Raw genomic sequence first — 23,887 nt, forward strand, 5'->3', positions numbered from 1 at the left:
CGGTGCGACCCGCCGGCAGCCATGCTCAGCGCAAGCCTGAACCGGCACAGACACGGTCGTCGCGCGACCGCCCTCACCCTCAAGAGGCCCGCATGCAGATCGAGCTGATCGAAATACGCGACCACCTGCAGCGCTTTCCGCCCTTCGATGGGCTGCCCGAGGACACCCTCGACGAAATCGCCCGCCAAGTGGAGGTCGCCTACTTCAAGGCCGGCAGCGACATCCTCAGCTTCGGCGCGGAGATCCACGACCTGCACTATGTGCGCAGCGGCGCGGTGGAAATCTACCGGCGCACCGGCGCCCTCTACAATCGCCTGACCGAGGGCGACATCTTCGGCCAGTTCGGCCTGCTGCGCGGGCACAAGGTGCGTCTGCCGGCACGGGCCATCGAAGACAGCCTGATCTATTTCATACCCGGCAGCCTGTTCGAGCAACTCTGCGAGGCCCATGACTTCTTCGCCGACTACGTCGAGGCCGAGGGCCAGTCGCGCCTGAAGTCGGCGGTGGAGAGCCAGGGCAAGGCCAGCGAACTGATGAAGATCAAGGTGCGCCGGCTGATCTCCCGGCAAGCGGTCAGCGTGCCCCTGGACACCTCGGTGCAACAAGCCGCACGGGTGATGACCGAGCAGGGCGTGTCCTCCCTGGTGATCGTCGACCCGCACGCCAGCCGGCCCGATCCCACCCGCGTGGCGGTGGCCGAGCAACCAGGCCCGCTGATGGTCGGCATCGTTACCGACCGCGACCTGCGCACCCGGGTGGTGGCCGAGGGGCTGGCCGCGGGCACCCCGGTCAGCCAGGTGATGTCGCCCAACCCGATCACCCTGCAGGCCGATGCCTCGGTGTTCGAGGCCATGCTGTGCATGCTGCGCCACAACATCCACCACCTGCCAGTGGTGTACCGGCGCCGCCCGGTGGGGGTGATCAACCTGGCAGACATCATCAAGTACGAATCGCAAAGCAGCCTGTACCTGGTCAACAGCATCTTCAACAAACAGTCGGTGGCCGAGCTCAAGGCACTGCTGCCGGATCTGCGCGCCACCTTTCTGCGCATGGTCAACGACGAGGCCAGCGCGCATATGGTCGGCAGCGCCATCGCAGGCATCGGCCGCGGCTTCACCCAACGCCTGCTGGAGCTGGCCGAGCAGCAGTTCGGCCCGCCGCCGGTGCCCTACTGTTTCATGGCGCTGGGCTCCATGGCCCGCGACGAGCAACTGCTGGTCACCGACCAGGACAACGCCCTGGTTCTCGATAACCGTTTCGACCCGCGGGTGCACGACGAGTATTTCCTCAAACTGGCGACCTTCGTCAGCGACGGCCTGGCGGCCTGCGGCTACAGCTACTGCAAGGGCGGAATCATGGCCAGCAACCCCCAGTGGCGCCAACCGTTGCGGGTGTGGAAGGGCTACTTCAACCAGTGGATCGAGCGCCCCAATCCGCAGACCTTGCTCAACAGCTGCATCTTCTTCGACCTCGACAGCGTCTATGGCGAAACCGAGCTGGTCGAGAGCCTCAAGGATCTGCTCGCGGAAAAAGCCAGCCGCAACCCGCAGTTCCTCGCCGGCCTGGCGCGTAACGCCCTCAACCGCACCCCACCGCTGGGCTTCTTCCGCACCTTCGTGATGGAGAAAGATGGCGAGCAAAACAACATCATCAACCTCAAGGGTCGCGGCACCGCGCCGCTCACCGACCTGATCCGCGTGCATGCCCTGGCCTGCGGCTCCAAGGCGCAGAACTCCAATGAGCGGCTGGACGCCATCGCCGCCACCAAGCTGATGCCCCCGGAAGCCATCGCCAAGCTGCGCTACGCCCTGGAATTCCTCTCCATCGTGCGCATCCGCCATCAGGCCATGGATCTCGAGGCCGGCCGCGAGCCGGACAACTACATCGAGCCGGAAAAGGTCTCCGCCAGCGAACGCTACAACCTCAAGGAAGCCTTCCAGGTGCTCAGCAATGCGCAGAAATTCCTGCGCTTCCGCTACCCGACGGGCGGAGCCCAATGAAGCGCTTCGGTGCCCGCCCGAAAGCCGCCCGCACAGCGCCTGCAGATTGGCAAAAGATCTTCACCCAGCTCGCGCAAACGGCTCAGGATCCCCGTCTGGCCGCCTTCTACCGGGCCGGCGCGGTGGCCGCCGACACCCCGCTGGAACAGGTGCCGCTGATGGCGCTGGACGTGGAAACCACCGGCCTGGATTGCACCCGCCACTCGATCGTCAGCCTCGGCCTGGTGCCCTTCAACCTGATGCGCATCCGCTGCGGCCAGGCACTGTACTGGGTGGTCAAGCCGGTTTCCGAGCTGAGCAGCGAGTCGGTCACCTTCCACCACATCACCCACAGCGACATCCGCGACGCACCCAGACTGACGACTATTCTCGGCGAACTGCTGACGGCCATGGCCGGCAAGGTGCTGGTGGTGCATTACCGCACGCTCGAACGCGGCTTTCTCGACCAGGCGGTACGCCAGCACCTGGGCGAAGCGCTGCACTTCCCGGTGATCGACACCATGGAGCTGGAGGCCCGATTGCACCGCAGCCAGCGCCAGCCGGGCTGGCTCGACCGCCTGCGCGGCCGCCAGCCGACCTCCATCCGCCTGGCCGACAGCCGCCTGCGCTACGGCCTGCCGCTGTACCAGGCCCACCACGCCCTGACCGACGCCCTGGCCACCGCCGAGCTGTTGCAAGCGCAGGTGGCCAGCCACTACTCGGCGAATACACCGGTAGGCGAGTTATGGAGCTGAAGGGCGCGAGCCGCGCAGATTAGCCTCACCAGACCGCCGTCAAGCAGCCGTCTGGTAGGGCGTACTCGCGCAGCAGTACGCCGAAGACCGGGAACCAGTCGGCGGGCTGTCGCTCCGCGCCGAGGCCGCCCTACGCGCTGGCGCGTAGATCGGCGGCCCCCGAGTCGCAGCCTAGCGCGGCTCGCTCATCAAGCCTTTGACGATCGACACGCAGCCCACCAGCAGGACGATGGTGAACGGCAGGCCGGTGGACACCGCCATCGCTTGCAGGGCTACCAGCCCGCCGCCCAGCAACAGGGCGATGGCCACTACGCCTTCCATGATCGCCCAGAAGGCCCGCTGCGGGATCGGCGCGTTGACCTTGCCGCCGGCGGTGATGGTGTCGATCACCAGCGACCCCGAGTCCGACGAGGTGACGAAGAACACGATCACCAGAATGATGCCGATGAACGAGCTGATCGCGCTCAACGGCAACTGTTCCAGCATGACGAACAGCTTCAGTTCCAGCGCGGCATCCTGCACCCCGGTGAAACCGTCGCCGAGCAACTGGCCGATGCCGGTGCCGCCAAAGGCGGTCATCCACAGCACCGAGGCCAGGGATGGCACCAGCAGCACCGCCACCAGAAACTCGCGCACGGTGCGACCGCGGCTGACCCGGGCGATGAACATGCCCACGAACGGCGACCAGCTGATCCACCAGGCCCAGTAGAACGCGGTCCAGCCTTGGCTGAAGTTGGCGTCTTCACGGCCGATGGGGTTGGACAGCTCGGGCAGATAGGCCAGGTAGCTGCCCAGGTTGCGGAAGAAGCCGGTGGCGATCGCCAGCGTCGGGCCCACCAAAATGATGAAACCGAGCAACAGAATCGCCAGGATCATGTTCAACTGGGACAGGCGTTTGACCCCCTTGTCCAGACCGGCCAGTACCGACATCAAGGCAATCGCGGTAATGCCGACGATCAGCAGCACCTTGCTGGTATCGGTCGCGGTGATGCCGAACAGATGATCGAGGCCGGCGGCCGCCTGCTCGGCACCCAGGCCCAGCGAAGTGGCCAGGCCGAACAGGGTGGCGAACACCGCCAGGATGTCGATCACATGCCCCGGCCAGCCCCACACCCGCTCACCGAGCAGCGGGTAGAAGATCGAGCGGATGCTCAGCGGCAGACCCTTGTTGAACGAGAACAAGGCCAGCGCCAGCGCCACAATGGCGTAGATCGCCCACGGGTGCAGGCCCCAGTGGAAGATGGTGGACGCCATCGCCAGGCTCGCGGCTTCCTGTGCATTGCCGGCAGCGGCGCCCAACGGCGCCCAGTCGCTGCGCAGACCATCCTCACCGAGACTGACCCCGCCCATGGCCGAGGAAAAGTGCGACATCGGCTCGGCCACACCGTAGAACATCAGGCCGATGCCCATGCCGGCGGCAAACAGCATGGAAAACCAGCCGGCATAGGTATGGTCGGGCGTCGCCTCCTTGCCCCCCAGGCGCACCTTGCCCAGCGGCGAGACGATCAGGAACAGGCAGAGCAGCACGAAGATATTGGCCGAACCGAGAAAGAACCAGGCCAGGTTACTGGTCAGCCAACTGCGGATGGCACTGAACAGCGGTTCGACTTCGCTCTGCAGAGCCAGGGCCAGAACCACGAACAGCACCACGGTCAGAGCCGAGATACTGAACACCTTGCCGTGAATATCCAGGTTGAACAGGAACCGGCCCTTGATGTTGTCCTGGCCGACCACATAGTCGGTATCGATCAGATTGGCGGCCCCGCTCGGGGCCGGAATGCCACCCGGTATTTCCGCTTCTGGCTGTGGCGTCGTGTCATGCAAAGGGGGTTTTTCCATGTGGAGTTCTCCTTGAGGCATTTAACTCGCTGGCAAGCACAAGAAGGACGGATTCGCCCCACTTACAACTCATCGCGGCCGAAAAATTTTTTCGGTTAGCTAGTAAGGGTAACAGGCAAACCCCGGATTTGCCGGCCACGGGGCGTCATTCGCAGGCCAAATGCCGTCATTTACTGCTTGGCGACTTGCTGCACGCAGCCCTGTTGGTGCCACACTGCATGGGTAACCGGTTTAGCCACCGCCCGACGCCAGCGCCTAGGAACCCGCATGCCCCTGGACTTCGCGATCCCCAATCTATTCGCCTACCTGATCGCCGCGATCCACCTCCTCGGCGTATTCGCGGCCGTGCATGCGGTGCTGACGGTGCGCACCGCCCAGGGTGCGCTGGCCTGGGCGCTGTCACTGTTTTTCATGCCCTACCTGACCCTGCTGCCTTACCTGGTGTTCGGTCGCAGCCGCTTCGATGCCTATATCAAGGCGCGCCGTCGCGCCGACCAGCAGATGCACAAGGCCATGGCCGCGCTGAACTGGCGGCCCTGGGTCGACGAAGCCCTGAGCGCCAGCGCAGCGCCGGTCTACCAGCAACTGCGCGCCCTGCCCCGGCTGGGCCGGATGCCCTGCCTGGCGAACAATCAGGTGCAGCTGCTGATCGACGGCGAGGCGGCCTTCGCCGCGATCCTCGCGGCCCTGGCCGGCGCGCGCAAAGTGATCCTGCTGCAGTTCTTCATCGTCCGCGACGACCTGCTCGGCCGACGCCTGCAAGACCTGCTGCTGGAGCGCGCGGCCGCCGGCGTGCAGGTTTTCGTGCTCTATGACGGCATCGGCAGCCACGCCCTGCCGCGTTATTTCAGCGACAAAATGCGCGCCGGCGGCATCCAGGTTCGCGCCTTCACCACCAGCAGCGGGCTGCTCAACCGCTTCCAGCTGAACTTTCGCAACCACCGCAAGATCGTGGTGGTCGATGGCGAATGCGCCTTTCTCGGCGGGCTCAACGTCGGCGATGAATACCTCGGGCACAAGCCGCCACTGGCGCCCTGGCGCGACACCCATGTCGAGGTGCGCGGGCCGGTAGTCGCCTGTCTGCAGGAGTCCTTCGCCGAAGACTGGTTCTGGAGCAGCCACCAACTGCCGCCGTTGCTGCTGCCCGAGGCCTACCCGGGCGGCGGCATGCTCTGCCAGGTGATCAGCAGCGGCCCGGCCGACCCGCAGGAAACCTGCGCGCTGCTGTTCGTCGAGGCGATTCATAGCGCCCGCGAGCGGGTCTGGATCACCAGCCCCTACTTCATCCCCGACGAGGCACTGTTCAGCGCCATGCGCCTGGCGGTGCTGCGCGGCGTCGATGTGCGCATCCTGCTGCCGGCGCGGGCCGACCACCGGGTGGTCTACGCCGCCTCCAGCCTGTATGCCTTCGAGGCCTTGCGCGCTGGCGTGCGGGTGTTCCGCTATCAGCCAGGCTTCCTGCACCAGAAAGTCATGCTGATCGACAACAGCGTGACCGCCATCGGCAGTGCCAACCTGGACAATCGCTCGTTCCGCCTGAATTTCGAGATCAGCCTGCTGACCTTCGACTCCGACTTTGCCGCCGAGGCCGAACAGATGCTCGAGCAGGACTTCGCCCGCTCGCGCGAACTGCTCGCCGCCGACTACCAGAACGTGCATCGCCTGCAGCAACTGGCCATGCGCGTGGCGCGGCTGATTTCGCCGATTCTCTAACCCGCGGCTTTATGTGCCGAACCCGGTCTCAACCTGTCGGCCCGTTAACGCTGCCCTGCTGCGCAACAGCCGGATTCACTTTTGGTTGCCGGGCTTTCACCCTGACGAACAAAACCCCCACCGGCAAAGCCAAATGGGGGTTCTCCTCTACAACCGCCAAGGCTTGTGGCCTGGGAGCGAACGCGGCCTTAACCGGCGTCCTGACCGGCATCCGCAGATGCCGGGGAGCTTAGCTCACAGCTCCAGAGTTCCAACGCCGGCTGGCTTGCTTGTGGCGGGCCGGCCCAGTCGCTCAGCGCGCGACAACGTTGGTTGAAACACAGTTGGTAATCCCCTGCCTCGGGGGTTCGCCCCAAGCGCAGCGGTTGCAGGGGCGCTAGCCGGCGTTGGTAATGCCAGCTGCCCTCACGCAGTTCGGCATCGGCAGGGATTTCCATGCCGGCACCAGAACCCTTGACCCGCGCCTCGCCGAGCAACAAACCCTCGGCGGTGACGCGGTAATCCTCTTCCCAGCGTACTTTTTCAATCGTGTGTTGCCAGGCCAGGGTAAACGCCGGCACCGGCAGTTGCGCCCACACCGCCCCGGCCAGGCCCATGCACAAACCAATCACGCCAGCGTCGCCTGGGCACGCCGGGCGCGCCAGAAGTGCTGCGCGAGGAACAGTGCAATCAGGGCGAAGCCGATCTCATCGCTCATCGGCGTGGCCAGGATCAGGCTGGCACCGCCAGCGAAGCCCAGTGCCCGCTCCCACCAGGCCATCTTGCGGTGCAGGAAGCCGGTGAACACCGCCCCCCAGATGCCAATCGCCAGCGCCGCCTTAAGCAGGATGAACAGGGTGGCCAGCCAACTGCCGCCTTGCAGCATCAGCGCCGGTTCATACACCGCCATAAAGGGGACGACGAAACCGGCGATGGCGATACGTATGGCCCACAGACTGATCTTCAACCCGCTTTCCTTGGCGATCGGCGCGGCCGCGAAACAGGCCAGCGCCACCGGCGGGGTGAGGTCGGCCATGATGCCGAAGTAGAACACGAACATGTGCGAGACGATCAGCGGCACGCCCAGCTCCAGCAGCGCCGGCGCGGCGATCGAGCTGGTGATGATGTAGTTGGGAATGGTCGGAATGCCCATGCCCAGCACCAGGCAGGTGAGCATGGTGAGGATCAGCGAGAGGAACAGGTTGTCCTGGCCGATGGCGAGGATGTAGCCGGCGAAGGTCGAGGCCACCCCGGTCAGCGACACCACGCCGATGATCACCCCGACCAGGGTGCAGGCGATACCCACCGGCACCGCATGCCGTGCGCCCTCGACCAGCGCATGCAGGCAGACCACCAGGGTGTCGCGCCCGCCCTTGATCAACCAGCAGATCGCCACCAGCAACGCGACCACGCCGAACACCACGCCGATGCCCAGCTGGAAGAATCCGGCGCAGAGCACCCCGAGGGCAATCCAGAAGGCCATGCGCAGCACGCTGGAGGAGACCCGCAGGATGATCGCCGAACCGAGAATGACGATGGCGGTCAAGGCCAGGCCGACCATCCCGGAAAACAGCGGCGTGCGCCCGGAGAACAGCAGGTAGATGAGGATGAACAGCGGGATCAGCAGGTACCAGCGCTGTTTCACCGCGGCCCAGGGATTGGGGCACTGGTCTTTCGGCAGGCCGCTCAGGTTGGCGCGCTTGGCTTCCAGATGCACCATCCAGAACACCGAGCCGAAGTACAGCAGCGCGGGCATCAAGGCGGCCTTGGCCACCTCGATAAAGGGCACGTTGATGGTCTCGGCCATGATGAACGCCACCGCGCCCATGATCGGCGGCATGATCTGGCTGCCCATGCTCGAGGTGGCTTCGACGCCACCGGCGAAGGCCGGCTGGTAGCCGAAGCGCTTCATCAGCGGAATGGTGAACTGGCCGGTGGTGACCACGTTGGCCACGCCCGAGCCGGTGATGGTGCCCATCAGCGCCGAGGACACCACCGAGACCTTGGCCGGGCCGCCGAGCTTGTGGCCGAACAGGCCCATGGCGAAGTCGGTGAACAGCTTGATCATGCCGGCCTGCTCGAGGAAGGCGCCGAACAGGATGAACAGGAAGATATAGGTGGCCGACACATAGGTCGGGGTGCCGTAGAAGCCCTCGGTGCCGAACGCCAGTTGGTTGACGATCTGATCCAGGCCATAACCGCGGTGGGCCAGATCCCCGGGCAGGTATTGGCCGAGCAGGCCATAGGCGAGGAACAACCCGCAGATCAGCGGCAGGGCGATGCCCATCACCCGCCGCGCCGCCTCGAACACCAGCGCCATCAGCAGCAGGCCGACCACCATGTCGGCACTGGTCAGCTCGCCGGAGCGCTGGATCAGATCCGCCTCGAACACCCATTGGTAGATCGCCGTGCCCATACCGGCCAGCCCCAGCAGCCAGGCCAGCGGTTGCCAGGGCTTGTGCTGGCCGACCAGGGGAATGCTGAGAAATACCGTCAGCAGCAGGAAGCCGACGTGCACCGCCCGCAGGATCTGGCTGGACACCGGATGAAAGGCCGCGGTGGTGATCTGGAAGATCGAAAACAGCAGCGCCACATAAAACAGCGCTTTCGGCCAGTCGCCCGGGCCTGCCGCGAGGCCGTGGTTTTGTTCAGTCATGGAGCTGATGCCCTCATTACAACGTCGATAAGGCGCAAGAGTCGCCAACAAAACCTGCCGTACTCAGTACGCTGGTTTTATTCGCCACTCTGTATAGCGTGCAAATTAGTCGGTTGCTGCTACCCGGGGAGGCGCTCGCGGCTCCCCGGGCATGCAGGCTGCGCGTTGGGCATTACAGCGCGCCGACTTCCTTGTAGTAGCGCTCGGCACCCGGATGCAGCGGGATCGGCAGGTTCTTCGCCGCGCCGTCCAGCTTGATGTCCTTGGCCGCGGAATGGGCGTTGCCCAGACGCTCGAGGTTGTCGAACATCAGCTTGGTCATCTGGTAGGCCACTTCCTCGGACACCTCTGCATGGCTGACCAGGATGTTCTGGATCGCCACTGTCGCGATCTCGACATCCTGACCGTCGTAGGTGCCGGCTGGAATCACCGCTGGCTGATAGGCCGCATTGCCGATTTTGCCGGTCACCTCGGCCGGGATGGCGACGAAATTGATCGGCAAGGTGGCGGCCAAATCGCGGATCGCCGCCATGCCCAGTCCCGAGGATTGCAGGGTGGCATCCAGCTGACGGTTCTTGATCAGCTCGACCGACTCGGCGTAGGGCAGGAACTCGACCTTGCCCATGTCCTCGTAGCTGAGACCGGCCGCGGCGAAGATCGCCCGAGCGTTCAACTCGGTGCCGGACTTCGGTGCGCCGACCGAGATGCGCTTGCCCTTGAGGTCGGCCAGGCTGGCGATGCCGGACTCCTTGTTGGCGACGATCTGGATGTAGTTCGGGTAGGTGCCGGCGATGGCGCGCAGCTTTTTCAGCGGGGTTTTGAAGCCGGCATCTTCCACCCCGTTCCAGGCATCGGCGACCGAATCGCCCAGGGCCAGAGCCAGTTCGCCACGGCCGCTCTGCAGCAGGTTGAGGTTTTCCACCGAGGCCTTGGTCGCCTGCACCGAGGTCTTGGCGCCGTCGATACCGTTGCCGTAGAGCTGCGACAGGCCCACCCCGATCGGATAGTAGACCCCGCTGGTGCCGCCGGTGAGGATGTTGATGAAGGTCGGTGCGGCAATGACCGCGGTACTTGCAGTAAAGGCCGCTGCTGCGGCAAGCAGGCTGAGTCGTTTGGTCAGTCGCATGGATAAGTCTCCGTCGTTGTTGTTATTGCAGAGGTTTTTTCACTGTAGACGCTGTGCTCCAGCATGGCGGCTGGAGGCGATAGCTGAGGGTTACATAGCAGATGCCGTGCCAGTGGCCGAAAGGCCCGTTCTAGAGCGGTTCTCCACTGTTTGACGGCACCTAATAGGCGGAAGTCAGCCTATGCGCAAAATCCAATAAGCGGAAATTTGCCGATCAGCAGCCTGATTGAGGCTCCATGCCTAGCGACGGTGGCTGGAACAGGCGTTATTCGCCGCCCTGCTAGCCCGGATGCAATCCGGGGAGCGGTCTTATGGCCGCCATCGGTTTCCCCGGATTTCATCCGGGCTACCACCGCAGCCGCGCGACTCGAATAGGCGTTGCGCCTATTCCTCATCGCCGCTGCCGGCCGGGCGATAACTGCTGCGCAGCAGGCCGTGGCGCTGCATCTTCTCGTTGAGGGTGCGCCGCGGCAGCTGCAACAGCGCCATGACCTCGGTGATATTGCCCCGGCAGTGTTGCAAGGCACGGTGCAGGCATTGCGCCTCGAAGGTTTCCATCTGCTCGGCCAGCGACTGCGCCGGCAACCCGCCAGCGCTTTCAACCTCGCCGCTCAGGCCCAGGGCATGGCGCTCGGCGGCGTTGATCAATTCGCGCACATTGCCCGGCCAGTCGTGACCGAGCAAACGCGCCAGCTCGGCCGGTGCCAGCGCCGGCAGCTCGCGGCCGTGGCGCCTGGCCGCTTCGCTGGCAAAGTGTTCGAACAGCAGGGGAATGTCCTCGCGCCGCTCGCGCAGCGGCGGAATACGCAGGCTGGCGACGTTCAAGCGGTAGTACAGATCCTCGCGGAAACGTCCGCCGCGTACTTCGTCGAGCAGATCCGGCTTGACCGCGCTGATCACCCGCAGATCGACCTGGATGCTGCGGTTGGAGCCAAGCCGCTCGAGGGTCTTCTCCTGCAGCACCCGCAGCAGTTTGACCTGCTGCGCCAGCGGCAGGCTTTCCACCTCGTCGAGAAACAGGGTGCCGCCGTCGGCGTGCTCGATGCGGCCGATGCGCTTGCCCTGGGCACCGGTGAAGGCGCCGCTTTCGTGGCCGAACAGCTCGCTCTCGAACAACTGCTCCGGGATCGCCGCACAGTTGAGGGCGACAAAGGGCTTGCCGGCACGCGCGCTGAAATCGTGCAGGCAGCGGGCGACCCGCTCCTTGCCGCTGCCGGTGTCGCCGCGAATCAGGATATTCACCGAAGTACCGGCCAGCTCGAGAATCTGTCGGCGCAGGTTTTCCATCGCCCGCGAGACGCCGAGCAATTGCCCTTCGATATGATCCTTGAGGGCGAACTGCTGACGCAGCTGGCGGTTCTCGCAGACCAGCCGGCGCTTGTCCAGCGCACGGCGCACGCTGTCGAGCAGGCGCTCGGGGGTGAAGGGCTTCTCGATAAAGTCATAAGCGCCCTGGCGCAGCGCCTGCACCGCCATGGGCACATCGCCGTGGCCGGTGACCAGGATCACCGGCAGGTCGCGGTCGAGTTCCAGCAGCTTGTCCAGCAGTTGCAGGCCATCGGTGCCGGGCATGCGCACGTCGCTGATGACGATGCCGGCAAAGTCGCGGTCGACCAGCGCCAGCGCCTGGCCCGCACTGGCGCAGCTGTGCACCCGGAACCCCGACAGCTCCAGCCACTGCTGCACCGCCTCGCGGATCGCCGCTTCGTCATCGACCACTATCACCTGACCGCTCATGACGTCTCCTGTCTATCGCGTAGGCTGGGCTTCAGCCCACCACTGCCTGTTCTGGTTTTTTGGCTGGGCTGAAGCCCAGCCTACATCTAATCCATCCTACGAATTCGGCGCCGCCGGCAGCTTGAGGGTAAAGACTGCGCCCTCGGCGCCATTGCTCGCCTCCAGACTGCCACCCAACTCACGGGCGATGCCGTAGGACACCGCCAGCCCCAGGCCCAAGCCCTGGCCCACCGGCTTGGTGGTGAAGAACGGCTCGAACACGCGGCTCAGGCTTTCCTCGGCAATGCCGCCGCCACTGTCCGCAATACTCAGCAGGCACTGCTCGCCCTGACGCTGGATCGACACCCTGAGCCGCCGTTGCTCGGCGCCCGCCATGGCATCCAGGGCATTGTTCAGCAGATTGAGCAGCACCTGTTCGAGGCGAATCGCATCGCCCAGCACCATCGCATTGGCGTCTGTTGCGCAGTGCAACTCGACCTGCTCGCTGCGCAGGCGCGGCGCCAGCAGTTGCAGCGCCTGCTCCAGCACGTCGCCCAGGCGCAAGCGCTCGCCGAGGCCGGCCGGGCTCTTGCGGGCGAAGGTCTTCAGGTGCCCGGTGAGCCCGGCCATGCGTTGCAGCAAGCCATCGATACGGCGCAGGCCTTCGTGCACATCGGCCTGGCGACCGCTGTCGAGGAGCAGACGCAGGCTGCCCAGCTGCATCTGCATGGCGGTCAGCGGCTGGTTGATTTCATGGGCCATGGCCGCCGACATCTGCCCCAGAGCGGCCATCTTCGCCGCATGCACCAAGCCTTCCTGAGCCTCGCGCAGCTCGGCGGTGCGCAGCATCACCTCACGTTCCAGGCGCTCGCGGATGCCGGCCTGCAGATGCTGGTTCTTGCGCCGCTGGGCGAGAAACAGCAGCAGAAACGCCAGGGTCATCCACACCCCGGCAGCGGCCAGGCGGTAGCTGCGCACGCTGTCGACCAGCGCCTGCGGCTCGAGCAGCAGGTGCAGGGTCCAGCCTTCCTCGGGCAACGCCAGACGCTGCCAGAGGTAATCGCGGCGCCCGTCCGGGCCATCGACCCGGCGCCATTCGCTGTCCTCGCCGATGCGCTGGCGCAACTCGCTGGGTAGCGGCTGCAGCGCCTGCTCGGCGTACTTGCGCACCTCCACCAGCTCGGCGCGGGCCTGCTCGCTCAGCTTATCGAGGGCGCGGAAACGCCAGGTCGGACGGTTGCTGAGAATCACCACCGAGTAGCTGTCGACCACCAGCAACACTCCGGACTGCCCGGCCCACTCGCGCTGCAGCTCCTCCAGCTCCAGCTTGACCACCAGCACGCCGAGCACGCGGCCATCGGCATCGCGCACCACATGGGAGAGGAAATAGCCGGGAATCCCGGTGGTCACGCCCACCGCGAAATAGCGCCCGGAAGACTGGCGCAGGGCATCCTGAAAGTACGGGCGAAAGGCGTAGTTGTTGCCGACGAAGCTGCTCCAGTCGCGCCAGTTGCTCGCCACCAGGGTCTCGCCCCGGCTGTCGAGCAGGTAGAGCACGGTGGAACCGGCGGCGGCATTCAACTGCTCCAGGCGCTGGTTGAGTTTCTCGCGCAGCAGGCGATCGCGCGGGGCATGCAGCAGCGATTTGATGTCGCTGTCCAGCGCCAGCACCTCGGGCACCGAGCGAAAGCGCTCGACCAGGGTATGAATCGACTGGGCGTAGAGCTGCAGCTGGCCGCGCGCCTCGACGCTGCGCTCCTGCCAGGCGCGCTGTTCGGCATAACGGCCGGCCAGCCAGATGCTGGCGAGCAGGCCGAGGAGGATCAGCAATACGATCAGGACGACACGGTAACGCGGGAAGAAAGCGGGCATGCACGGCTCGGCTCGATCCAGTCCCGGCATGGTAAGGCAAAGCGCGGCCCATTGCAGGCGCGCGAGGGGTTGTGCCGCTGGCGCAGCCGGCTATAGTCGCAGCCTTACCCGTTAGGTGTTGTATCACCAGGCGCGAACGGCCTGCGATCCGTAGGAGGCCCGACCTCGGGGCGAGCTTTGGCTATACCCGCGAAACGATGAACAGGCAGCCCTGCGGGCTGCATTCGCCGCGGGGTCGCGCCTCCTGCAAGAGATCGCGCATGCAACACATAACTGGGACATAGCCTTTTGAAAGACGCCATCAGACGGCATGGGGTCGTTTAACCGGGAACGATACGAAAGGCTTGATTTCCTTGAGCACGAACATGCTCTGCATTTCCTTGATGCCAGGTAACTGCCGAACAACGGTCATAGCAAAATCCGCAAACGAGTCTAGATCGTGCGCCACCACCTGCAATAGGAAGTCGGCGTCGCCACCGATGCTGTAGCACGCGACCACATCCTCTAGCTGCATTACTTCCTGCTCGAATTTCTTTGCTTCGACCTCGCTGTGGCGGTCGATGTTAATCCGTATGAACACCATGACCCCCAAACCGATCTTGCGTCGATCCAGCACCGCTCTGTAACCCTGAATATAGCGATGCTCCTCCAGCTGCCGCACCCTACGCCAGCAGGGTGAGGCAGACATGCCTATATGGTCGGCCAAGGTCTGGTTGGTGATCCTGCCGTCCTGTTGCAGGGCTGTAAGGATTTTGATATCTGTCAGATTTAGCGCCTGATCGGTCATAAATTCCACCATTACATGAAAAATCGGTAGATTCTACCCATTTCTTGTTTGCTGGCAATTGAAATAGAATTTTTTTCCCCAACCAAAGAGCGTAGTATTTTTCCAAGTTCTGAAGTTCTGAAGTTCTGAACTTGGAATCGCCGCGCTTTATCTTCTATGTAAATCGATGCTGGACGCGTCGTTGGATAAATAAACCAAAATTGGCCACCCCCTTTAAGGGGCGTGGTCTCAGGGTGATAAATGCGGAGGCATCGACGCGTCAGCACCCACGTCATATTAACGAAATATTGGGTTGGGCTTGCGCCAGGAATATCAGCCTGCGGAAGCAGGCCATGGACTTTGTGGTCATGGGGTTATTTGAAAATCAGGCAGCGCTGTCTACGTTCCTAATCCATCCCAATCAGCAGCAGGGTGTACTGATGTGGCAGAAAATTGCCAGTTGGCAGGTGGTCGATATTGAAATCGGCAGTGAAACTACAAATTTTGCGGGGCTTCTCAATAGTTGGGTTGACTTCAGTATGGCGTCACTCGAATAACTGAAAATTTCTTGGTAGTCGTGGAGAGTTCAATGAATTTCGATGCTGCTGTTCACCGGTGCGTAATCGTAGTCGACAACGCCCTGGGGCTAGGGCATGCCGCCAATGCTGTCAGCGTCATTGGCGTCAGCCTGGGGCGCTCGGTAGAAGGTCTGGTCGGACCTGACATGCAAAGCCGCGACAATGTGAATTACCCCGGCGTCATCTACGCACCCTTGCCGATTCTGCTTTCCAGCAATGAAAACCTGCATGCACTGCAAGAGAAAACATTGGCAGATGATGACATCCATACCATGCCATTCAGTGCCCTGGCGCAATCCTGCAAAACTTATCAGGAGTATGAGGCACGTATCTCCGAGGCCGACAGTTCGGCCATCGAATTGGTTGCCCTTGGGTTGATTGGGCCTCAGAAAAAGATCAGCAAGTTGACCGGTAATCTTCCACTGTTCAAATGACAAGGAAGTTGTAGTGCGCGCCTTACTCATGCCTGACGGTAAGAGGCCTGAATAGTAAATACGCCCATTGGTTGAGCCCGCTATCCAATTGATCGCTCTGGAAATTCATGACTATGGACAGCAAACTCTTGAATTTTGGTGTTGGCGATTGGCGCGATGTGATGATTCATACTTTGGGGCCCAACGGAACCAGCAGTGAAGCGGCCGCCGGCTTCTTCAGTGAATGGTTCGGGCAACGATATCCAGGTTCACGCGTACAGCTCAATCTCAGCGACTCCTACGAGCATGCCCGCTCCAACATGGGCGAGCACACCCCGGGGGTATTGATCGTGGCCAATGCCTATCCGCAGATTCACGACTTCTATATGAGCCCGCGGTTAAGCCTGGTGGCGACCTTCGTGTTCGACGCGCCGTTGTACGGGTTGGCGAGCAAGGGGCCGTTGACGACCAGAAAGCTGACGCTGGCCAGCCACCCTGCGCCGCTTCTCCTGATTGAGGAACTATTGCCACGGTTGCGCAGTGCACGACAGCGACATCATCTGCACCGCCACGGCAGCTCGCTCGCCCATTCTGGCCCGTATTGATCTACCTGAGCGCTGCCATATCAACGCAATCGGTTCTTCGGCTCTCGGTTTCCAAGAGTTGCATGAAGACATATACCAGGACAGCGCCTTGTTCACTGACTGCAACCAGTCGGTTCTTGCCGCATCCGAATGCGTGATCAAGGCCGTTCACAAAGGCCTGTTGTCCGGCCAAGGGGCAGGGACAGAGATAGGCACTCTCTGCGCCGATGACACGCGGGCTCAGCAGCAGAGCGTGACGATCTTCAAGTCGGTCGGATTGGCGGTGCAGGATCTGGTCTTTTCCCGGGAAGCCATCAGGCAGTGGGTCGCGGCATCCCGTTAAACCCGTTGACGGTCTTGCGTACGGGGGCGTGAATCTTCGTACAAGACAATAATAAATTAGCTGAGGAGTGCGACATGCTCGATTTGACACAAGTACTTACCTATTCCGCAGCGCTGGGTATTGCCGCCGCCATTCCCGGCCCCGGTATGGCCGCGCTGGTAGCTCGGAGCGTCAACGGTGGCATCTTGTCGGGCTTTTGCCTGCTGTTTGGATTGATCCTTGGTGATCTGACCTACCTGTCGTTTGCAGTCTTTGGTCTAGCGATGATCGCCGAGCACTTCAGCGCGTTGTTTCAACTGGTGCGCTGGGGGGCCGCACTGTATCTCTGCTATCTGGCTTGGCAGTTCTGGTTCACCAACCATCAGGCGATAGAAGTGGGCAAGCCAGCGAAGAAGAAGGAGCTGATGTCGGCGGCAATATCCGGACTGACCATTACTCTAGGTAACCCGAAGACCATCGCCTTCTATCTGGCGCTGTTGCCGCTGGTGATTAACTTGGAAGCGGTCTCATTACAAACTTGGGCGCTGATGCTGGTACCGCTTACCATCTTGATGCTGCTGAGCGTCGGTGCGCTGTTCATTTTCGCCGCAGTGCGTATCCGGCACCTGCTGTCGAGTCAACGCGCTCAACAACAGTTGTTCCGCGGCGCGGCGACGGTCATGGTGGCAGCGGCGGCATCGATGTTGGTTCGCGGAAGTGCGTAGCTGTAATTGAAAGCCCAGAGCGTGTCCTTTGAGGCTCCTGTAGGCGCTTTCAAACTACCTCGGACTTTTCCTCGCTACGAACGGTCAAGTATCAGCGATACAGATCGGCACGGGTCCAGGGCAGATCGTGGCTGCCATCGGCGCGCGGTTTGACCGCGAGGATCTGGTGCAGGCTCATCCAGCCATGGGCGAAACCGTAGGCGCAACCGGCCAGGTACAGGCGCCAGATGCGCAGGGCCTGCTCGGGCACCAGCTGGCCGGCCTGATCCAGTTGCGCCTCCAGCCGCGCGCTCCAGTGCTCCAGGGTGCGTGCGTAGTGCAGCCGCAGACTCTCCACATCGACCACTTCCAGACCGGCATCGCTGAGCTGCGTAGTCATGGTCGCCAGGTGCGGCAGTTCGCCCTCGGGGAACACATAGCGACCGATGAAATCGCCGCCGCCACGCGCCACCGGACGGCCGTCGCTGTATTTGGCGGTGATGCCATGGTTCATCACCAGACCGCCGCTCTTCACCGCAGCGAACAATCGCTGGCAGTAGAGCGGCAGGTTGGCATGGCCGACGTGCTCGAACATGCCGACGCTGACCACCTTGTCGAAGCGGCCGTCCTGCGGCAGGTCGCGGTAGTCCAGCAGCTCCAGTCGCACCTGCCGAGCGAGCCCCTCGGCCTTGACCCGTTGCCGTGCCAGCTTCAGCTGCGCGCGACTGAGGGTAATGCCGACCACCTCGACACCGAACTCGCGCGCGGCGAAACGCGCCAGCCCGCCCCAACCGCAACCGACATCCAGCAACCGCTCGCCCGGCTGCAGGCGCAGCTTGCGGCACAGGTGGCGCAACTTGGCCTGCTGGGCCTGCTCGAGGTCTTCGCTGCCGGTCTCGAAGTAGGCGCAGGAATAGACCATCTCGCGATCCAGCCAGAGTGCATAGAAGTCGTTGGACAGGTCGTAGTGGTAGCTGATCGCCGCCGCATCGGTGGCCTTGTCATGAGCGCCGAACTGCAACGGAGAATTGCCGTCATCGTCGAGCAGCGCCTGACTGAGGGCATCGCCGAGTTCGATTACCGCGGCGATGGGCCCTTCCAGACCCAGGCGGCCCTCGACATAGGCAGCGCCCAGGGCATCCAGACTCGGATGGGCCAGTAGTGCCATCAAGCTCGGATCCTTGACCACCATGGTGACCCGCGGCTCCGGGCCGAGGTCGATCTGTTTGCCGTCCCACAGCCGTAACCGCAAGGGCAATTGAAGATCACGCAGAGCCTGCGGCAGGTACGCGAGCATAGGAACCTCCGGCTTTCAAAGTCAGTGAAAGACTAGTTCAAATGACTCGCTTGTCAGCGCTACCGGCTCCACAGAAGATGGCTATCCGCCATGTCGCGGCAACAGGCCGTCATGGCCGACGCCTAAACTGATCTATCTCAGACAGGCATCCCGCAATCGCTTAATGCCCGCAATCGCTAATACGCCATGCCCATGGCATAAAATGCCATTTGCCCCTTTTCCAACTTACAGGCTGGCCTTCAGGGCGGCCAGCGTAACCATCAGGCCCTGGATGGCATCAGCGCCGCGGTCGAATGCTCGGCTTCGCCGTTCTTACTGGTTGTGCGTCCGTACCTATGGACAGCCCTTCAGCCGACACCGCACTGAAGGCCTACCCCGCCCCACCCGCTGATAAGGCCGGGCTGTATATCTACCGCGACAGCTTCGCTGGCCAAGCGCTGAAGAAGACCGTCAAGGTCGATGGGGAAGTGATTGGCGAGACAGCCAACCGCACCTACTTCTACCGTCTGGTGAACCCGGGCAAGCGCGTCATCGCCACCGAATCCGAATTCAGTGACAACGCCATCGACCTGCTGGCCGTCGCTGGGAAAAACCACTATGTACGTCAGCCCATCAAAATGGGCGTATTCGTGGGTGGCGCCAAACTGGAAGTGATCCCGGAAGCAACCGCCCAGGCACACCTGCAGAAGTGCGAACTGGCGAAGTAATCGAAACTGTCCAGAAGGTAAAAGGGGATCGCGGTTTTTGCTTCTGCTTGGTCATTCAAGTGAAACCGTGGTCTGCCACCTATTATCCGGCTGAATTTGCAGCGCCCTTCAACGCCTGCCCATTTCCCTTCCGAGCCAACAACCGACAGAACCCGACGCAAACATCCCCTCAAAAATCACGATCTCTGCAGGACAAGCTGTTACAGGTCGAGCACCAGCAGCTGCGCACCCTGCGCCGGCACCGCACAACAAATCAGCACCTCGCCAGCGTCGGGCACCTGCGCAGGGGGCTGTGGATAATTCACCGCGCCGCTGATCAGGCGAGTCTTGCAGGTTCCGCACGAACCGCCGCGGCAACTGAATTCCGGGCGCAGGCCACGGCTTTCCGCCAGCTCCAGCAAGCTGCCGCCGTCCGGCTGCCAGCGCGCCTGTTTGGCCGAGCGCTGGAACACAACGGGCAGCGAAACGCTGGCGGCCGCTGGTTGCGCGAAGGCCACCGCGTCCGCATCCGGCTTGCGCCGCAGCGTCGACGGGCCAAAGGTTTCGGCATGAATCCTCGAGTCGCGGATCTCCAGATCCCGCAGGCTGTCGTACAGCCCCTGGGTAAAACTGCCCGGGCCACAGAGGACGAAATCCGCTTGATCGAGGTCGCCCACCTCGAGAATGGTCGTGAGCAGGTCGGCGTCGATGCGTCCGGTCAGGTCGTAATCTTCACCCTCCCGCGCTTCGGGTTCCGGCTGGCTGAGCAAACGCAGGACTCGCACCGCGTCACCGAGGCCGTCGAGCAGGCGCTCCAGCTCAGGACGAAACGGCTGATCGGCCAAGGTTCGCGAACTCTGCAACAACCAGGTGGGACGGATGCGCCGCGTGCGCAGGCCTTGATAGACCAGCTCACGCAGCATCGACAGCAGCGGCGTGATGCCGACGCCGGCGGCCAACAGCAGCAGCGGCCGCCGCTCAGTGGCGGCCACAGTGAAATGCCCCTGCGGCGCCCGGGCCTGCAGCACATCGCCGAGCCGAATCTGCTCATGCAGATGGGTCGACACCAGGCCATCACGCTTGACGCTGATGCGGAAAAAGTCATCGGACGGCGCGCTCGACAGGCTGTAGGTGCGGATATGCACGGCGCCTGCGAGGTTGAAGCGCACAGGCAGATGTTGCCCGGCCTGAAACAGCGGCAAGCCGGCGCCATCGGCGGGCTGCAGATAGAGCGAACGGATGTAGCGGCTTTCCTGTTCGATGCGCGTCACTCGCAGCGGCCGCCAGCGATCCCCCAGGGCCCGGGCTTGCAGGCGCGCATTGGCCTGCGCCCAGCTGCCGGTCAGCAAACTGCTGGGGGACAGGCCGTCAAAGCGCCAGCGCAAGGCCAGCGCCGCGGGCCGACGCACCACGCGCTCCACCTCGACCGTCCACAGCCGCTCGGCCCCTTGAAAGGCTTCGACCTGCGGGCCGTCGAGAATGACCTGGGTGCGACCGCTGAGCTGCAGCAGCTCGCCGGATTCGAAATCGATGAACAGCAAACCGGCTCGGGGGTTGATCAGCAGGTTGCCCAGGGTATTGAAGAACAGGTTGCCGGCGAAGTCCGGGATGGTCAGGCGGTTGCCCTCTACCCGGACGAAACCGGCCTGGCCACCGCGATGGGAAACGTCCACCGCGCGTTGCCCAGCGACGTCCACATAACTGGCGACGAAGAAGGTATCGGCGCCGGCGATCATGGCTTTGGCCGCGTCATCCAGCCCATCGAGGTGCTGCGCGATCCGGGCCGGCGGAGCCGCCAAGGGCACCGAGCGCAACTGGCGCAATTGAATGTATTGCGGGCAATTGCCGAAGGATTGCTCCACCTTGACCGCGAAGCCGCTCGCCGTTAGCGCAGCGACGCGACCGTTGACGCGGTTGCGCCGGCGGCTGTGCAGCTCGATACCGAGCAGACCGATCGCCGCCCCGTCGTGCAGCTGTGCCGGGTCGTCGCGGCCGGGCAGGCTGGCGACCTGCAACAGCGCAGGCGCGGGAGCCTGGGCAAAGCCCGGCGGCCCTTGAAGAATGCTGGCCCAGGGGTTGCCGTCGGCATCCACCGCGCCGTACAGCAGGAACGGCAGTTGCTGATAGAAGGCGCGGTGCTGATCCGGCATCTCGCCGCGAATCACCCGGCGACCCACTGCGTCCATGCGCTCGGCGACACCCACCTGCGCCTGCAACTGCCTCTCGCCGGCGTGCCACGGTGAAGGTTGCATAACGGCTTCTCCCCTGTGCGCCTCGCGCAATAAGTCAGGCTGTCTTTTGCAAACCGGCGACGGTGCGCGGCATGCCGACAAAGCCTGGCAAGGCTTCAACCCGCGCCAGCCAGGCGCGGATGTTGGCGTAGTCGTCCAGCGCCACATTGCCTTCCGGTGCATGGGCGATGTAGCTGTACGCGGCGATGTCGGCGATGCTCGGCGCGCTACCGGCCAGATAGGGCGTGGTGCCCAGTTCCTGGTCGATCAGCTTGAGCCAGCTGTGGGCATAGGCGATCGCCTCTTGTGCATTGTGAGGTGCCCCAAACACGGTGATCAGCCTGGCCCTGGCGGGGCCGAAGGCAATCGGCCCGGCGGCCACCGACAACCAGCGTTGCACCTTGGCCGCACCGAGCGGATCGCTTGGCAACCAGTGGCCGTTGCCGTATTTCTGCGCCAGGTAGACCAGGATCGCGTTGGAATCGGCCAGCACCACGCCTTGATCATCGATCACCGGAACCTGGCCAAAGGGGTTGAGCGCGAGAAAATCCGCCTGCTTGTGCGCGCCCTTGGCCAAATCGACCAGGATCAGCTCGGTCGGCAGTTGCAACAGCGACAGCATCAGCTCGACGCGGTGAGCATGGCCGGAACGGGGGAAGTTGTAGAGTTTGATCGCGTGCATGGTCGACTCCGCTGGGCGATGGCGCCGTTGAGGAACGACCGGCGCCGAGGGGAGCCATCTTCCGCCCGCCGGCAAAACAGCAGAATAACCAGCAAACGCAATCCATTATTGCAGCCAGCGCAATAACCCTTCAGCCGTGCAGGGCCGGGTGTTCGCGCAGCAGCTTCACCGCGAAGTCGACAAAACTGCGCACCCGCACCGGGGCCTTGCGCCCGCCCTGGTAGACCACATGGATGGGCCATGGCGGCAGTTCGAAGTCGGCCAGAACGATTTCCAGCTCACCGGCGGCGACCTTGCTCGCCACTTGATACGACAGCACCCGGGTCAGCCCCAGGCCCATGGCGGCGGCAGCGATAGCCGCCTGATTGGCGGTGACCACCAGACGCGGTTGCGGCCGCACGCTGATCGGCTCGCCCGCAGCGAGGAACGACCAGCTCCTGGGCTGGCCAATGGCCGAGGTGGCGACGATCGGCGCGGCGCTCAACTCCGCAGGATGCCGAGGCCGCCCGTGCTCGGTCAGAAAGCCAGGGGACGCGCAGATCACCCGGCGCACTTCGCCCACGCGAATGGCATGCTGATTGCTGTCGGGCAACTCACCGATGCGCACCGCCACATCGACGCCCTCCTCGAGCATGCTCACCACCCGGTCGACCAGCAGCGCGTTGATGCTGACATCGGGGAATTGGGTCAGATAAGCGACCATGACCGGGGTGACGAACAACTCGCCGAACAATACCGGCGCGGTGATCGTCAGTTGTCCGCGGGGTTGGGCATGGCTCCCGGCTGCCGAATCCTCGGCTTCCTGCACCTCGGCGAGAATCCTGCGGCAGTCTTCCAGATAACGCTGGCCTGCCTCGCTCAAATGCAGGCTGCGGGTGGTACGCGTCAGCAACTGGGTGCCAATGCGCCGCTCAAGCGCCGCCACGGCGCGGGTGACGCTGGCCGCCGACATGCCCAAACGCCGCGCCGCCGCCGAGAAGCCTTGCTCCTGGGCGACGGCGGCGAAGACCTGCATTTCCTGGAATCGATCCATGGGCTACGTCCTTCGTTCGGATAAAAAAAATCGCAACCTTAGGCTGCGATTTTTATTGTTGGATTTAGAAAATAAAAACTGTCGCACCACCCCCGCATGATTCGCGGGCTCCAGAGCGATGGAAGAAAAACGCAAAACTGTCGCAACCTTGGCCAAGCGAGCCCAATGGGCAAGTGTTAGCAAATAAAAACTGTCGCAGCCCGCTATGCCTGCGTTCTAGGGCTTCTTAGGCTTTGGCAGCGGGGTCGTCACCAAGTCCTCAAGAAAAGCTTTTTCAAGATCGTCCATCGAGGGCTTGGGCAAGGATGGTTTACGTGGCGCTTTGGGCCGGGAAGCTTTTGCCGCTGCCGGCTGAATCTCCTCCAGTGCCTCTCGCTCACCCGCCGAGAGTGATGAAACGAAAACCTTGTTAATGACTCGGGTCTCACGATCATTCCGTGCAAAAGCCACTATGTTTGACTTCAAGGAAGCGGGAAGCTCAAACGGGCATAGCAAATCCAACCGGCGACGGGAGCTCCGGCGCTGTAGGGCCTGGATGTGCAGGACCTCGACGTCCTCCTTGTTCGCTGCGTAGGCAACGCACTGGTAGGCTTTGGTGAGGTCGGCCAGCTCGAAGCGCTCCCGCCCGGCCCCACGCGCAGCGATATAGGCATGCTTCAAGAGTTGGACGACTAGTCGCTTAATACCAAAAGTAGAGCGATATATTTCTTGGGAGAAATCATCAACCGACCCTTTAATAGAACCGCCCGCTACTCTAATGCATTCAGCGATGTACCCCCTCCAACTCTCGCTATCAGGGTCATCCGGGAGCATGATCCACGGATCCGAAAGCAGACGTTGCTTGTCTTCGCTGTTACGCCCCAGCAGTCTGTGTAACAGGCTGTAGTTGGAAACGTAAATCATCGGCGGGCCAATCGCCGCCATCGTAAGCAGCATTTCTGTGACCCTAGAAGCAC

General features: G+C 63.0%; 20 protein-coding genes and 1 pseudogene. 9 read left to right on the forward strand and 12 right to left on the reverse strand.

Annotated elements, in window-relative coordinates; all coding sequences use genetic code 11:
- The first annotated feature begins 92 nt into the window (after positions 1-92).
- Complete coding sequence (locus P8H27_RS17470) at positions 93-2,000, forward strand: DUF294 nucleotidyltransferase-like domain-containing protein (protein ID WP_289638933.1); 1,908 nt, start codon at positions 93-95, stop codon at positions 1,998-2,000.
- Positions 1,997-2,734 (forward strand): 3'-5' exonuclease, encoded by a 738-nt coding sequence (locus tag P8H27_RS17475; protein WP_289638934.1) that lies wholly within the window; start codon positions 1,997-1,999, stop codon positions 2,732-2,734. Before P8H27_RS17470 ends, P8H27_RS17475 begins: the two co-directional genes overlap by 4 nt.
- A gap of 171 nt (positions 2,735-2,905) precedes the next feature.
- On the opposite strand, the gene P8H27_RS17480 is transcribed toward P8H27_RS17475, so the two are convergent.
- Positions 2,906-4,573, reverse strand: a complete 1,668-nt coding sequence (locus P8H27_RS17480; RefSeq protein WP_289638935.1) for a BCCT family transporter — start codon at positions 4,571-4,573, stop codon at positions 2,906-2,908.
- Positions 4,574-4,840: 267 nt separating this feature from the next.
- Between P8H27_RS17480 and cls the strand changes: the two genes are divergently transcribed.
- Positions 4,841-6,286 (forward strand): cardiolipin synthase, encoded by a 1,446-nt coding sequence (cls, locus tag P8H27_RS17485; protein WP_289638936.1) that lies wholly within the window; start codon positions 4,841-4,843, stop codon positions 6,284-6,286.
- A gap of 188 nt (positions 6,287-6,474) precedes the next feature.
- Here cls and P8H27_RS17490 read toward each other — a convergent pair whose 3' ends face one another.
- The 6 genes from P8H27_RS17490 to P8H27_RS17515 form a co-directional block, all read right to left on the reverse strand.
- Entirely contained in the window at positions 6,475-6,897 is a 423-nt protein-coding gene (locus tag P8H27_RS17490) for a DUF1850 domain-containing protein (RefSeq protein WP_289638937.1), read from the reverse strand.
- Positions 6,894-8,921, reverse strand: coding sequence for a TRAP transporter permease (locus P8H27_RS17495; protein ID WP_289638938.1), 2,028 nt, complete (start codon positions 8,919-8,921; stop codon positions 6,894-6,896). The genes P8H27_RS17490 and P8H27_RS17495 overlap by 4 nt, the downstream gene beginning before the upstream one ends.
- Before the next feature lie 172 nt (positions 8,922-9,093).
- A complete protein-coding gene (locus P8H27_RS17500) occupies positions 9,094-10,047 on the reverse strand; it encodes a TAXI family TRAP transporter solute-binding subunit (RefSeq protein ID WP_289638939.1) in 954 nt (317 codons plus the stop codon).
- A 384-nt stretch (positions 10,048-10,431) separates the two neighbouring features.
- Complete coding sequence (locus P8H27_RS17505; RefSeq protein ID WP_289638940.1) at positions 10,432-11,784, reverse strand: sigma-54 dependent transcriptional regulator; 1,353 nt, start codon at positions 11,782-11,784, stop codon at positions 10,432-10,434.
- A gap of 96 nt (positions 11,785-11,880) precedes the next feature.
- The gene (locus P8H27_RS17510) at positions 11,881-13,635 is read right to left on the reverse strand and encodes an ATP-binding protein (protein ID WP_289638941.1); all 1,755 of its coding nucleotides are present in this window, start codon (positions 13,633-13,635) and stop codon (positions 11,881-11,883) included.
- 301 nt (positions 13,636-13,936) lie between these two features.
- Positions 13,937-14,422, reverse strand: a complete 486-nt coding sequence (locus P8H27_RS17515) for an Lrp/AsnC family transcriptional regulator (protein ID WP_289638942.1) — start codon at positions 14,420-14,422, stop codon at positions 13,937-13,939.
- Between the two features lie 233 nt (positions 14,423-14,655).
- Between P8H27_RS17515 and P8H27_RS17520 the strand changes: the two genes are divergently transcribed.
- From P8H27_RS17520 to P8H27_RS17540, 5 genes are all read left to right on the forward strand, one after another.
- Entirely contained in the window at positions 14,656-14,958 is a 303-nt protein-coding gene (locus P8H27_RS17520; protein ID WP_289638955.1) for a Dabb family protein, read from the forward strand.
- 32 nt (positions 14,959-14,990) lie between these two features.
- Positions 14,991-15,413, forward strand: coding sequence for a DUF2000 domain-containing protein (locus P8H27_RS17525; protein ID WP_289638943.1), 423 nt, complete (start codon positions 14,991-14,993; stop codon positions 15,411-15,413).
- A 113-nt stretch (positions 15,414-15,526) separates the two neighbouring features.
- Positions 15,527-15,997, forward strand: coding sequence for a hypothetical protein (locus P8H27_RS17530; RefSeq protein WP_289638944.1), 471 nt, complete (start codon positions 15,527-15,529; stop codon positions 15,995-15,997).
- Positions 15,933-16,319 carry a hypothetical protein gene (locus tag P8H27_RS17535; RefSeq protein ID WP_289638945.1) on the forward strand — a complete coding sequence of 129 codons (387 nt, stop codon included), beginning with the start codon at positions 15,933-15,935 and terminating at the stop codon, positions 16,317-16,319. The genes P8H27_RS17530 and P8H27_RS17535 overlap by 65 nt, the downstream gene beginning before the upstream one ends.
- Before the next feature lie 74 nt (positions 16,320-16,393).
- A complete protein-coding gene (locus P8H27_RS17540) occupies positions 16,394-17,023 on the forward strand; it encodes a LysE family translocator (RefSeq protein WP_289638946.1) in 630 nt (209 codons plus the stop codon).
- Positions 17,024-17,114: 91 nt separating this feature from the next.
- Here P8H27_RS17540 and cfaB read toward each other — a convergent pair whose 3' ends face one another.
- Positions 17,115-18,299 (reverse strand): C17 cyclopropane fatty acid synthase CfaB, encoded by a 1,185-nt coding sequence (gene cfaB / locus P8H27_RS17545; RefSeq protein WP_289638948.1) that lies wholly within the window; start codon positions 18,297-18,299, stop codon positions 17,115-17,117.
- Between the two features lie 335 nt (positions 18,300-18,634).
- On the opposite strand from cfaB, the gene P8H27_RS17550 reads away from it, so the two are divergent.
- The gene (locus P8H27_RS17550) at positions 18,635-19,006 is read left to right on the forward strand and encodes a DUF2846 domain-containing protein (RefSeq protein ID WP_289638949.1); all 372 of its coding nucleotides are present in this window, start codon (positions 18,635-18,637) and stop codon (positions 19,004-19,006) included.
- Positions 19,007-19,206: 200 nt separating this feature from the next.
- Here the strand turns inward: P8H27_RS17550 and P8H27_RS17555 are convergent, their stop codons facing one another.
- From P8H27_RS17555 to P8H27_RS17570, 4 genes and pseudogenes are all read right to left on the reverse strand, one after another.
- Positions 19,207-21,237: a pyridoxamine 5'-phosphate oxidase family protein gene (locus P8H27_RS17555; RefSeq protein WP_289638950.1), complete on the reverse strand. Its 2,031-nt coding sequence runs from the start codon at positions 21,235-21,237 to the stop codon at positions 19,207-19,209.
- A gap of 34 nt (positions 21,238-21,271) precedes the next feature.
- On the reverse strand, positions 21,272-21,898 hold the full coding sequence (locus tag P8H27_RS17560) for a glutathione S-transferase family protein (protein WP_289638951.1): 627 nt from the start codon (positions 21,896-21,898) through the stop codon (positions 21,272-21,274).
- Positions 21,899-22,028: 130 nt separating this feature from the next.
- Complete coding sequence (locus P8H27_RS17565; RefSeq protein ID WP_289638952.1) at positions 22,029-22,931, reverse strand: LysR family transcriptional regulator; 903 nt, start codon at positions 22,929-22,931, stop codon at positions 22,029-22,031.
- 216 nt (positions 22,932-23,147) lie between these two features.
- Positions 23,148-23,887, reverse strand: a pseudogene (locus P8H27_RS17570) (AAA family ATPase); the annotation flags it as partial.

The sequence above is a fragment of the Pseudomonas sp. sp1636 genome (assembly GCF_030376615.1).
GTDB lineage: Bacteria > Pseudomonadota > Gammaproteobacteria > Pseudomonadales > Pseudomonadaceae > Aquipseudomonas.